This window comes from Ensifer sp. Root954 (genome assembly GCF_001429005.1).
Classification (GTDB): domain Bacteria; phylum Pseudomonadota; class Alphaproteobacteria; order Rhizobiales; family Rhizobiaceae; genus Ensifer; species Ensifer adhaerens.
In genome coordinates this window covers 180602-192723 of record NZ_LMJM01000025.1, presented here as the reverse complement: position 1 = coordinate 192723, position 12122 = coordinate 180602, and the positions used below count along the sequence as shown (strand labels likewise).

Below are 12122 nucleotides of genomic sequence, written 5' to 3'. Positions count from 1 at the left end.
AGGTGAAGGAACGGGCCTTCCAATCAGTTCGATTGACGGCGCAGGAACGCCGGGATTTCGAGCTGATCATCTTCTTGCGGGCGCGCCTGCGGCGAAGCGCGACCGTGATCGTCAAGCTGGCCGCGGCGCGGCGCATAGAGGCTCGCTTCCGGCGAGAGCGGCCGGCGCTGCTGGGAAGCAGCGGTCGGGGCGGAAGCCGTCATGTCGGCGGCTGCCGGGGTCTGTTCGCGGTCACGCAGGCCGAGCGAGCTGGTGATGCGGTTGAGCAGGCCCATCGGGCCGCGCTCTTCCTGCATCGGGGCAGCCGGCTGTGCGCGGCGGTCCATCTCTGCCTTTACGACCGGCGGAAAGTCTTCGACCTTCGGCATGCGAACCTGTTCCGGCTGCTGGCGCATGACCGGAGCGACGGGCTCCTGGCGCATGATCGGCTGCGGCTGGGGCTGAACCGGCTGCATCTGCGGCTGCGGCTGGCGCATGACCGGAGCGGCCTCTACCGGTGCAGCACCGGCGAAGAGCTTGCTCTGGGGACGAAAGTTGTCGTCGTGCATCGGCTGCTGAACCGGGGCCTGGGCCTGCACTTGGGCAGCCCGGGTCGCGATGTCGAGCTCGCGCTCCATTTCGGCTTCGCGGATGGCGGCTGCGATCTGGTCGGCGGTTGCCTGCTGCTGCATCGGCTGCTGAACCGGCTGGGCGACCGGCTGCTGCATCACCGGCTGGTGAACCGGGGCCGGCTGGTGCTGGGCAACCGGCTGCGGCTGCTGGGCCGGAACGGCGGCGGACGGGCGGACGACCGGCTTTGCTGCTACCGGACGAAAGTCGGCGGAACGACCCGCCACCTCCGCGGCCGTGCGGTCGATGCCGGTGGCAACGACCGAGACGCGGATGAGGCCTTCGAGGTCTTCGTCGAACGTCGCGCCGAGGATGATGTTGGCATCCGGGTCGACTTCTTCGCGAATACGGGTAGCCGCTTCGTCGAGTTCGAACAGGGTGAGGTCGCGGCCGCCGGTGATCGAGATCAGGAGGCCCTGGGCGCCCTTCATCGAGGTTTCGTCGAGCAGCGGGTTGGCGATCGCGGCTTCGGCGGCGGCCAGTGCGCGGCCTTCGCCCGAAGCTTCGCCGGTGCCCATCATGGCGCGGCCCATTTCGCGCATCACCGAGCGGACGTCGGCGAAGTCGAGGTTGATGAGGCCTTCCTTGACCATGAGGTCGGTGATGCAGGCAACGCCCGAATAGAGAACCTGGTCGGCCATAGCAAACGCGTCCGCAAAGGTCGTGCGGTCGTTGGCGATGCGGAAGAGGTTCTGGTTCGGGATGACGATCAGGGTGTCGACCGACTTCTGCAGTTCGGCGATGCCCTGGTCGGCGAGCCGCATGCGGCGCGCGCCTTCGAAATGGAACGGCTTGGTGACGACGCCGACCGTCAGGATGCCCTTGTTGCGGGCGGCCTGTGCGACGATCGGGGCTGCACCGGTGCCGGTGCCGCCGCCCATGCCGGCGGTGACGAAGCACATGTGGGTGCCGTTGAGGTGATCGATGATCTCATCGATGCACTCTTCGGCGGCCGCACGGCCGACTTCCGGCTGCGAACCGGCGCCGAGACCTTCGGTGACGGCGACGCCCATCTGGATGATGCGCTCGGCCTTGGTCATGGTGAGTGCCTGGGCATCCGTGTTGGCGACGACGAAATCGACGCCCTGGAGGCCTGCGGTGATCATGTTGTTGACAGCATTGCCGCCGCCGCCACCTACACCAAAGACGGTGATGCGGGGCTTCAGCTCCGTGATATCCGGCTTCTGCAAGTTGATAGTCATAGTCCCGTTCCTTCTGGTTTCTGGCCGCCTTGCCGAGCCGGCCAAATCTTTCAAAGTCCTAGTTTGTCTTCACCCGGCCCCGTCCCTGTCGGAGCCGGCCGTCACTCAAAAGCTCTCTTTCAGCCACTGGCCCATGCGGGCGATGCGGCCGTTGCCGGCGCCGAGCGCCGAGAACATGCCGCCGTGGGAGGCATGGGTCTCGAGGTCGGCGACCTGCGGATAGATCATCAGGCCGACCGCCGTGGAGAAGGCCGGGCCCTTGGCAGCGGCCGGCAGCCCGGAAACTCCGAGCGGACGGCCAATGCGAACATTGCGGGCGAGGATGCGGCGAGCCGCTTCCGGCAGGCCGGTCAGCTGGCTGGCGCCGCCCGTCAGAACGATTCGCTTGCCGACGATCGGGCTGAAGCCCGAGCGCTGGATGCGATCGCGGATGAGTTCCAGCGTCTCTTCGATGCGGGCGCGCACGATGCGCGACACAAGTGCGCGCGGCACATGCGTCGGCTGATCGCGGTCGTCCTCGCCGATCGGCGGCACCGATACGATGTCGCGTTCGTCGGCGCTGTTAGGCAGAGCCGACCCGTGCACGACCTTCAGCCGTTCGGCATCCTCGATGCGGGTCGAAAGACCGCGCGCCAGATCCGTCGTCACGTGATGGCCGCCGAGGCTGACAGCGTCAGCGTGAACCAGCTTGCCTTCGGCAAAGACCGAGATCGTCGTCGTGCCGCCACCCATGTCGATCGCCGCACAGCCGAGCTCGACCTCGTCGTCGACCAGAGCGGCAAGACCGCTGGCATAGGGGGTCGCCACCATGCCCTCGACCGAAAGGTGGGCGCGGTTGACGCAGAGTTCGAGGTTCTTGAGCGCTGCCCGTTCGGCCGTCAGCACATGCATGTCGACGCCGAGAACGTCGCCGAACATGGCGAGCGGATCGCGGATGCCGCGCTCGCCGTCGAGCGAGAAGCCCGTCGGCAGCGAGTGCAGGATGGCGCGGTCGGAGCGCAGCGACTGCTGGCCGGCGGCGGAGAGAACCTTGCGCAGATCATTGGCGTCGACTTCCTGGCCACCGAGATCGATCGTCGCGGTATAGACGTCGCTCTGCAGCCGGCCGGCCGAAACGTTGACAATCAGGCTGTCTATGGTGAGGCCGGCCATGCGCTCGGCCGCATCGACGGCGAGCCGGACGACGCTCTCGACCGCATCAAGGTCGGCGACGACGCCGTTCTTGACGCCGCGGGACTTCTGGTGGCCGATGCCGATGATTTCGACGCTATGCGTACGGTTGGGCAGGATCTGGCTTTCGGCGCGCGGCGTCAGCCGGCCGATCATGCAGACCACCTTGGTCGAACCGATATCCAGCACCGAGACGACATGAGACCGCTTCGAGGAAAGCGGCTTCAGGCGCGGCAGGCCAAAGCTGGAGGAACCGAATAGACTCATATGCGGCCTTCTTTCTTCTTTTCGGTCTCCTGCGCCTTCAGCATCTTGTCCCTCGCCTTCAAGGCAACTTCGCGCCGGGTCACTGCGTCCGGCGTCAACTGAACTGTTGTTCTGTCTTCGAGCCTCAGATCCACGGCAGCGATATCGCGCTCGAGGAGCTGGTGCTGGCTTTCCATGTCGGAGAGCACCTTCATCGCCCGGGCGACGTCGTGCTCCGGCAGCTTGACGACGATGCCGCTGTCGAGGCGCAGGTCCCAGCGGCGGCCGGCCACGCGCACGAAGGCCTTCACGCGCGAGCGGATCTCCGGCCAGCGGGAAAACTCGTCGTAGAAATCGGCAGCCGCCGTTTCGGCGTCACGGCCGACGAAGAGCGGCAGAGCGGCGAACTTGTTGTCGCGCAAGGGCGCGATCACGCTGCCGCTGCGCTCGATCAGCGAAAGATCCGAACCGTGCTGCCAGATGCCGAAGGCCTTGCGCTCGGTGAGGCTAACCTCGATCGTACCGGGATAGATCTTGCGAACGGTGACGCCCTGCACCCAGGGCATTTCCGCAATCAGCTTGCGCGCCTCGGCGATATCGAGCGCCACCAGCGACGTCGTGCCGTCGAGGCCGAGCTGCTGGAGAATGTCGATTTCCGAGGTCTGGTCGTTGCCGGAAACCTTGACGTCTTCGATCGCGAAGCCTGCGGCCGTGGTCGAGGCCTGCGCGAAATTCTGCGTATGGCCGCCGAGCGACATGCCGTAAAAGCCGGTGGCGGCGAAAAAGGCGATCGCCGACAGCGTGCCGGTATAGGCGGGAAAGCGGATGCGGCCAGCGCCGAGGCTGACGAAGAAGCGCACAACGCGACGAAGCGGACGCGGCAGTACGCGCGCGCCATCCACATCGACGGCGGCGGCGCCATCGAGGTGACGAACCCTCTTGCCCCTTTTGCCCCTCAACGCAAACACGACGCGTCCTCCACCATCCAACTCAAAAACTCACCGAAGCTGTAGCCGGCATGCGCGGCCATCTCGGGCACCAGGGAGGTCGGTGTCATGCCGGGCTGGGTGTTGATCTCCAGCCAGATCAGCTCGCCCTCGGCGGAGGAACTGTCATCGAAACGAAAGTCGGATCGGCTGACGCCCCGGCAACCGATTGCCTGATGCGCCTTCAGAGCGAGTGTTTGTATTTTTTGGTAAATATTTGGTGAAATCTGTGCCGGAATGACGTGACGCGAACCACCTTTTACGTATTTGGAATCATAATCGTAGAAGGCATGGCCCTGCGGGATGATTTCGGTGACGCCGAGCGCCTTGTCGCCCATGACACCACAGGTCAGTTCGCGGCCGGCGACATAACGCTCGACCATGATTCGGTCGCCGTAACGCCATTCGCTCGATGTCACCACCTGCGGCGGATGCGACTGATCTTCCTTGACGATGACGACACCGAAGCTGGAGCCTTCGGAAACCGGCTTGACCACGTAAGGCGGCTTCATCGGGTGCTTCGGACCAAAGGCATGGCGATCCATGACCTGCGCATCGGCAACTGGAATGCCCGAAGCAGCCGCAACGTGCTTGGCCTGCGCCTTGTCCATGGCGAGCGCCGAGGCAAGTACGCCGGAATGGGTGTAGGGGATCTCAAGATATTCGAGGATGCCCTGGATCGTGCCGTCCTCGCCGAACGGTCCATGAAGGGCGTTGAAGGCAACGTCGGGTCGCAGCGCGGCCAGCGTCTCTGCGACATTGCGATCGACGTCGATCCGGGTGACGCGATAGCCGGCAGCCTCCAGGGCATCCGCACAGGCAGCCCCGGACGACAGGCTAACCGGTCGCTCCGAAGAAAATCCGCCCATCAGGACAGCCACATGCTTGCCGTTCATTCAAACCCCCAGACAATACGCCACTATCGCAAGGTTTCCTTGCGTCTGGCTGGCTCCCGCCCTCGCGAGTCAGCTGCGCCATTGGGGTCACTAGAACGTCATTAAGGTTAACGAACCGTTTACTTTCGTTAACCCCGGTCAGGAAATGAAACGCCGCCTGCAGGCGCAAGCGCATGTGGAACAAGGCATTTTAGCGAGAGATCAAAGGGTTGCGGAGTAATCTTGAATCTAATGCATAAACAGAAGAAAAAATGAAAAAACCCGCCGCATCCAGGGCGGCGGGTCTATGCGTGACGGCATCCGAATTGGATCAGTCGTCATCACCGACGATCTTCCAGACGATGCCGGCGATCACCGCGCCGACGATCGGCGCCACCCAGAACAGCCACAATTGCGCGATCGCCCAATCGCCGACGAAGAGCGCCTGCCCCGTCGAGCGGGCCGGATTGACCGACGTGTTCGTCACCGGGATCGAGACCAGATGGATCAAGGTCAGCGCCAGGCCGATGGCGATCGGCGCAAAGCCCGCGGGCACTCGGCCATGGGTGGAGCCGAGAATGATGAACAGGAAGAAGGCGGTCAGCACCACCTCGGCAACCAGCGCCGCCGTCAGCGAGTAGCCGCCCGGCGAATGCGCGCCGTAACCGTTGGCAGCGAAGCCACCGAGCTGGAAATCCCCCTTGCCGCTGGCGATCAGATAGATAACCGCCGCCGCGGCGATGGCACCCAGCACCTGGGCGATGACATAGCCGACAAGTTTGTGCGCGGGGAACTTGCCCGCAACCAGCAACCCCACCGAGACGGCCGGATTGAAATGCCCGCCGGAAATGCCGCCGACCGCATAGGCCATGGTCAGCACCGTCAGACCAAAAGCAAAGGAGACGCCGAGATAACCAATACCGACCTCAGGAAGGGCAGCCGCCAGCACGGCGCTGCCGCAACCGCCGAAAACGAGCCAGAATGTACCGAGAAATTCCGCAGAAAGCCTTTTGAACATGCATTCGCTCCTGAAAAACGAAGCCGATCGCTTCGCCGTCGAGAGTTTGCCACAATTTGATTCTCGTCAATCCGGGTTGTCCAGCCAAGCGAAGCTCCCGCAAAACGTGAAAATCTGCCTACGGCAAAGCAGTTGAGGCGCAAGCGAAAAGGCCGTCCCGCGCCGCGACCCCAGGGCGGAGCGCCGACAGAATATTGATGCGTATGACGCCGATATCGTTCGCACTTCTTACGATATCAGGGTTTCGTCATGTCGAAACTTGCGTTAAGACGCCCGCACCCGCCTCCCAAGACGGTCTTACATCCATAGGAACAATGATAATGACAGACGCGACAACCTCCCTGTCGCCGAAGGACAATGCGTCAAAGCACGCGGCAGTGAACTCCCCTGCCCGGGTGCTGTTCGCGAGCCTCGTCGGCACGACCATCGAATTCTTCGACTTCTACGTTTACGCCACCGCCGCCGTTCTGGTGTTCCCGCACCTGTTCTTCCCGGGCTCGGACCCGACCTCGGCAATGCTGCAATCCTTCGCGACCTTCTCGATCGCTTTTTTCGCCCGCCCCTTCGGGGCCGTGATCTTCGGCCATTTCGGCGACAAGGTCGGCCGCAAGGCGACGCTGGTGGCGGCGCTGATGACCATGGGCATCTCCACGGTCGTCATCGGCCTTCTGCCGACCTATGCCACGATCGGCGTCGCAGCTCCGCTGCTGCTCGCACTTTGCCGTTTCGGCCAGGGTCTCGGCCTTGGCGGCGAATGGGGTGGCGCAGTGCTGCTTGCCACCGAGAATGCGCCTGAGGGCAAGCGCAGCTGGTACGCCATGTTCCCGCAGCTCGGCGCGCCGATCGGCTTCATCCTGTCGGCCGGCACCTTCCTGATCCTCGGCGAAGTGATGAGCAACGAAGCCTTCCTCGCCTGGGGCTGGCGCGTGCCGTTCATCGCCAGCATCCTGCTCGTCGCCGTCGGCCTTTATGTCCGCCTGAAGATCACCGAAACGCCAGAGTTCCAGAAGGCCGTCGACAAGCACGAGCGCGTGCAGGTGCCGATCGCCGAGATCTTCCGTTTCCACAAGCGCAGCCTGGTGCTCGGCACTTTCGTGGCGCTTGCGACCTTCGTGCTGTTCTACCTGATGACCGTCTTCTCGCTCTCCTGGGGCACGGCGAAGCTCGGCTATTCGCGTGAGCAGTTCCTGGTTGTGCAGATGACCGGCGTCGTCTTCTTCGGCCTGATGATCCCGGTTGCCGGTATCCTCTCGGACCGCTACGGCCGTCGCCTGATCTTGATCATCACCACCATCGGCATCGGCGTCTTCGGCCTGTTCATGGCCCCGCTTCTTGCCGGCGGCCTTGGCGGCGCCTTCCTGTTCTCGATCATCGGCCTCGGCCTCATGGGCCTCACCTACGGCCCGATCGGCGCAGCGCTGGCAGCCCCCTTCCCGACCTCGGTGCGCTACACCGGCGCGTCCATGACCTTCAACCTCGCCGGCATCTTCGGCGCGTCGCTGGCGCCGTACATCGCCACCTGGCTCGCCACCAACTACAGCCTCGATTACGTCGGCTACTACCTGCTGGCCGCCGCCGCCATCACGCTTCTGTGCCTGGTGCTGTCGACGGAAGACGAGGTTTCGGCCTGATCACGACTGGCCGCGCCTAGCGCGGCCGATCACAACGAAGAAGGGCCGCAGCGGCAACGCAGCGGCCCTTTCGCTTAGCGGGTGCTGTTTGCGAAGCCTCCGAAGCCAAACCGATGACGATCGCAGCAGGCAATGGCCCGGCGCCAGCAAAGCGCGGGTGGCTCGGTTCACTCCATGAGGTCCGGATCGTCGGCGCAGTCGCCGGTCATGGCGCAGCTAGAGCCGACCTGCCGCGTGGACTTGGGAAGACGCGCAATCAACTCGCAGCGATGCATCGATTCCGCGAAAATATTGTCGACCTCCGTGCCGTCGATCATGACAACGCCGTTTCGGATGGCTGGGTGAGTGCCGTTCGCGATCGTCATCGCGACGATGCGGATGGCAGCGTTGGCGTAGTGGCACGGCCCCATTGAGAGTGCGATCTGCTGCCAACCGGGCGTCGCGTTCGCCTGCTCCGGCTGCTCATAGAACTTTGCCAGAATGTCGAGGAAATCGCCGTCTTTCATCCGGATCTTTTCGGCCAGCTTCGCAAGCTCGATCTGGTCGCCTGATTTTACGAGATCGGCAACCCTGGCTTCGAGACGCTGGGCGTCAGCACCGTCACCGAGCGAGGCGACGGCAGCTTGCAGACGCACCTCATCCATAGCCTTGACGGGCGCAAAGAACGCAAGATTGGCCAATAGGGCTGAAACGGCGAGCAACCTCGCATACGACAGTCTTTGCAAGCAACGCACTCGAGCTTTCTCCTCGACCGTGATTGAATAGGCGACCCGGCACTCTGCAAAGGCGCTGGCAGCCGCTTGCCACCCGCCGGAAAAACAAGAGGCCGCAGCGCTTCCGCCACGGCCTTTCAGATCACGTCTCGCAACCGAGCCTTACGCGATGCCGCGGCCGAGGAACTCCTTGATCTCGTAGCCCGGCATGAAGTTGCCGATGCGCTTGATCTCCCATTCGAGCCGGACGCCGGAATGTTCGAGCACGCGCTGGCGCACGGTTTCGCCGAGATATTCGAGCTCGTAGCCGGTCGCCTGGCCGGTGTTGATCATGAAGTTGCAGTGCAGCGGCGACATCTGCGCGCTGCCGATCATCATGCCGCGGCAGCCGGCCTCGTCGATCAGCTTCCAGGCCGAGTGGCCCTCCGGGTTCTTGAAGGTCGAGCCACCGGTCTTTTCGCGGATCGGCTGCACCGTTTCGCGATGCTGGCGCACGGCATCCATGTCGGTGCGGATCTTGTTCTTGTCCTCGGCGTAGCCTTCGAACACCGCGTGGGTGAAGATGAGGTCCTTCGCCGCCGCCGAATGGCGGTAGGCATAGCCCATGTCGGCATTCGACAGCACATGCTGGTTGCCCTGACGGTCGACCGCGTGCACCTCGACGACCCGCTCGCGGGTCTCGGCACCATTGGCGCCGGCGTTCATGCGCAGCGCGCCGCCGAGCGAGCCGGGAATGCCGTAGTAGAAGTAGAAGCCGCCGATGCCGTGATCGAGCGCCATGGCGGCGATGTTCTTGTCCGGGCAGATCGCGCCGGCCTTGATGCGGTTTTCGCCGACCAGTTCCAGATCGCCAAAACCCTTGGCCGACAGCCGGATGACGACGCCGGGAATGCCGCCGTCGCGCACCAGCAGGTTCGAGCCGACGCCGACAACCATGACCGGCACTTCAGCCGGGACCAGCTTCAGGAAGGTGATGAGATCGTCGGTGTCGTGCGGCTGGAACATCAGCTCGGCAAGACCGCCGGCGCGGAACCAGGTGACACGATCCATCGGCGCATCCGGCGTGATACGGCCGCGCACAGCGCTGACGCCACTTCCGAGCGATTCCAGTAGTTTCTGACCGTTGACCTGTTTCATGCTCAATTTCCTGAAATATCCGCGAGTTCCTTAGGCAGGGCAGCCGCCCAGTAGGTGATGCTGCCAGCCCCCAAGAGAACCACAAAATCGCCGGGCTGTGCAATCTTGCTGACAACCGGCGCGATTGCCTCCGGACCGGAGACGTAACGGGCGTCGCGATGGCCACCCGCCTTGATGCGATCGACCAGTTCCTCGGCCGTTGCGCCCGGAATGAGGTCTTCGCCGGCCGCATAGACAGGCGCGATCAGGATCGTGTCGGCATCGTTGAAGCAGGCCGAAAAATCTTCAAACAGGCTCGAAAGGCGCGAGTAGCGGTGCGGCTGGTGCACGGCGATGATTCGGCCCTGGCAGGCCTCGCGCGCGGCGCGCAGCACCGCCTTGATCTCGACCGGATGGTGGCCGTAGTCGTCATAGACGCGCACGCCGTTCGTCTCGCCGGTCAGCGTGAAGCGGCGCTTGACGCCGCTGAAGGAGGCAAGCCCCTTGGCGATCGCTTCCGGGCTGACGCCGAGGCGCTGCGCAACGGCGATCGCCGCGGTCGCATTGGACACGTTGTGGCGGCCGGGCATCGGCAAGCGCAGGTCCTTCATCGGGATCACCTGGCCGGTGCGCCGGCGGCGGATCTCGATGTCGAAGACGGAGGTGGCGCCGTCCATGCGGATGTTGTGGAAGCGCACGTCGGCCTGCGGGTTCTCGCCGTAGGTCACGACCTTGCGGTCCTCGATCTTGCCGACCATGGTCTGCACTTCCGGATGGTCGAGGCAGAGCACGCCGAAACCGTAGAAGGGCACGTTCTCGACGAACTGGCGGAACGCGGCGCGAACGGCATCGAAATTGCCGTAGTGGTCGAGATGTTCCGGGTCGATATTGGTAACGATGGCAACGTCAGCCGGCAGCTTCAGGAACGTGCCGTCGGATTCGTCGGCCTCAACCACCATCCACTCGCCCTCGCCCATTCGGGCGTTGGTGCCATAGGCATTGATGATGCCGCCGTTGATGACGGTCGGGTCGAGCCCGCCGGCCTCGAGCAGCGCTGCGACCATCGAGGTCGTGGTCGTCTTGCCATGCGTGCCGCCGATCGCGATCGCATTGCGGAAGCGCATGAGCTCGGCCAGCATCTCGGCGCGGCGCACCACCGGCAGGAACTTCTCGCGCGCGGCGATCAGTTCCGGATTGTCCTTCTTGATCGCGGTCGAAACGACGATCACCTCTGCTTCGCCGAGGTTTTCCGCCTTGTGGCCGACGAAGACCTCGATGCCCTTGGCGCGCAGGCGCTGCACATTGGCACTGTCGGACTGGTCGGAACCCTGGACCTTGTGTCCGAGATTGTGCAGCACCTCGGCGATGCCGCTCATGCCGATGCCGCCGATACCGATGAAATGGACCAGCCCGATGGTTTTCGGCATTTTCATGAGCGTGTTTCCCTGAATTTCTCGACTGTCAAACCGCTGGCAATAGCCTCTACGAGGGATGCAAGCAAGCTTGCTGCGTCCGGCTTGCCGGTTTCCCGGGCATTTGCCGCCATCTCCGCGAGCGATTGCGGCTTGCCGATCGCATCATTGAGGATGCCGGCGAGACGGTCGGCGGTGAGTTCGGCCTGCGCGATCACGCGTGCGCCACCCTTGGCGGCAAGGGCGGCTGCATTGGCCGCCTGGTCGTGATCGAGCGCATAGGGATAGGGCACGAGGATCGCCGGCCGGCCGATGACCGCAAGCTCCGATACCGTCGAGGCGCCGGAGCGGCAAATGACGAGCTGAGCGCCGGCGATGCGCTCGGCCATATCGGTGAAGAACGGCGAGACCTCGGCGGGCACACCGAGCTTCTCATAGGTGGCGATCACGCCGTCCCTGTCTTCCGGCCGGGCCTGCTGCGTGACCTTGAATCGCTGGCGAACCTCGTCGTCGAGACGGCAGATCGCCTGCGGTACTGCCTTGGAAAAATACTGTGCGCCCTGGCTGCCGCCGAAGACGACGAGATGGAATGGCGCGTCGCCGACAGCCGACGCATAGGGCGTGTTGGCGGCGGCTAGCACCGCCGGGCGAACAGGGTTGCCCGTCGTCACGGTTTTCGCGGCAAAGGCGCCCGTGCCCTCCGGAAGGAAGCCACCGGCGATCGCCTTGACGCGCGAGGCCAGCGCCTTGTTGGCGCGTCCCATGACCGCGTTCTGCTCGTGGATGATCGACGGCACACCCATGCCGGTTGCCGCCAAGAGCGGCGGCACGGTCGGGTAGCCACCGAAGCCGACGACGGCCTTGGGCTTCAGCCGGGCAATCAGCTTTCGCGCCGCGCGCATGCCGCTCCACAGCGTCCAGAGCGATTTGACGACGCTGACCGGGTTCTTCGAGCCGATTGTCGCCGAAGGCACGACATGAACCTCGTCGGCCGGGAACTTGCCGGCATAACGTTCGGCGCGGCTATCGGTGACCAGATGCACCGAATAGCCCATGGCCTTCAGCTCGTGGGCCAGCGCTTCTGCCGGAAAGAGATGGCCGCCGGTACCGCCGGCGGCAAGCAGGATGATGCCTTTAGTCATAT

At 64.1% G+C, this 12122-nt stretch carries 10 protein-coding genes; 1 reads left to right on the top strand and 9 read right to left on the bottom strand.

What is annotated here, in order from left to right; translation table 11 throughout:
* Positions 1-23: 23 nt before the first annotated feature.
* The 5 genes from ftsZ to aqpZ all read right to left on the bottom strand — a co-directional run bounded on the left by ftsZ (position 24) and on the right by aqpZ (position 6106).
* Positions 24-1811, bottom strand: a complete 1788-nt coding sequence (ftsZ, locus tag ASE71_RS20140) for a cell division protein FtsZ (RefSeq protein ID WP_034792500.1) — start codon at positions 1809-1811, stop codon at positions 24-26.
* Positions 1812-1916: 105 nt separating this feature from the next.
* The gene (gene ftsA, locus ASE71_RS20135; RefSeq protein ID WP_034792498.1) at positions 1917-3248 is read right to left on the bottom strand and encodes a cell division protein FtsA; all 1332 of its coding nucleotides are present in this window, start codon (positions 3246-3248) and stop codon (positions 1917-1919) included.
* Positions 3245-4195: a cell division protein FtsQ gene (gene ftsQ, locus ASE71_RS20130; protein ID WP_060515933.1), complete on the bottom strand. Its 951-nt coding sequence runs from the start codon at positions 4193-4195 to the stop codon at positions 3245-3247. The genes ftsA and ftsQ overlap by 4 nt, the downstream gene beginning before the upstream one ends.
* Entirely contained in the window at positions 4183-5109 is a 927-nt protein-coding gene (locus ASE71_RS20125; RefSeq protein ID WP_034792494.1) for a D-alanine--D-alanine ligase, read from the bottom strand. The genes ftsQ and ASE71_RS20125 overlap by 13 nt, the downstream gene beginning before the upstream one ends.
* 310 nt (positions 5110-5419) lie before the next feature.
* Positions 5420-6106 carry an aquaporin Z gene (aqpZ, locus tag ASE71_RS20120; protein ID WP_060515932.1) on the bottom strand — a complete coding sequence of 229 codons (687 nt, stop codon included), beginning with the start codon at positions 6104-6106 and terminating at the stop codon, positions 5420-5422.
* Positions 6107-6426: 320 nt separating this feature from the next.
* Here aqpZ and ASE71_RS20115 point away from each other — a divergent pair, with 320 nt between their 5' ends.
* Positions 6427-7737, top strand: a complete 1311-nt coding sequence (locus ASE71_RS20115; RefSeq protein WP_060515931.1) for an MFS transporter — start codon at positions 6427-6429, stop codon at positions 7735-7737.
* A gap of 167 nt (positions 7738-7904) precedes the next feature.
* Here ASE71_RS20115 and ASE71_RS20110 read toward each other — a convergent pair whose 3' ends face one another.
* From ASE71_RS20110 to murG, 4 genes are all read right to left on the bottom strand, one after another.
* Positions 7905-8462, bottom strand: coding sequence for a hypothetical protein (locus ASE71_RS20110; RefSeq protein ID WP_156400683.1), 558 nt, complete (start codon positions 8460-8462; stop codon positions 7905-7907).
* Between the two features lie 150 nt (positions 8463-8612).
* Complete coding sequence (gene murB / locus ASE71_RS20105; protein WP_034792458.1) at positions 8613-9587, bottom strand: UDP-N-acetylmuramate dehydrogenase; 975 nt, start codon at positions 9585-9587, stop codon at positions 8613-8615.
* A 2-nt stretch (positions 9588-9589) separates the two neighbouring features.
* Positions 9590-10999: a UDP-N-acetylmuramate--L-alanine ligase gene (gene murC / locus ASE71_RS20100; protein WP_060515929.1), complete on the bottom strand. Its 1410-nt coding sequence runs from the start codon at positions 10997-10999 to the stop codon at positions 9590-9592.
* Positions 10996-12120, bottom strand: a complete 1125-nt coding sequence (murG, locus tag ASE71_RS20095) for an undecaprenyldiphospho-muramoylpentapeptide beta-N-acetylglucosaminyltransferase (protein ID WP_060515928.1) — start codon at positions 12118-12120, stop codon at positions 10996-10998. Before murG ends, murC begins: the two co-directional genes overlap by 4 nt.
* Positions 12121-12122: the final 2 nt, after the last annotated feature.

Coding starts and splice junctions, on each gene's coding strand:
- murG (WP_060515928.1), bottom strand. CDS start 12,120: ATGACTAAAGGCATCATCCTGCTTGCCGCCGGCGGTACCGGCGGCCAT.
- ftsZ (WP_034792500.1), bottom strand. CDS start 1,811: ATGACTATCAACTTGCAGAAGCCGGATATCACGGAGCTGAAGCCCCGC.
- ASE71_RS20115 (WP_060515931.1), top strand. CDS start 6,427: ATGACAGACGCGACAACCTCCCTGTCGCCGAAGGACAATGCGTCAAAG.
- murB (WP_034792458.1), bottom strand. CDS start 9,587: ATGAAACAGGTCAACGGTCAGAAACTACTGGAATCGCTCGGAAGTGGC.
- ftsA (WP_034792498.1), bottom strand. CDS start 3,248: ATGAGTCTATTCGGTTCCTCCAGCTTTGGCCTGCCGCGCCTGAAGCCG.
- aqpZ (WP_060515932.1), bottom strand. CDS start 6,106: ATGTTCAAAAGGCTTTCTGCGGAATTTCTCGGTACATTCTGGCTCGTT.
- ASE71_RS20125 (WP_034792494.1), bottom strand. CDS start 5,109: ATGAACGGCAAGCATGTGGCTGTCCTGATGGGCGGATTTTCTTCGGAG.
- murC (WP_060515929.1), bottom strand. CDS start 10,999: ATGAAAATGCCGAAAACCATCGGGCTGGTCCATTTCATCGGTATCGGC.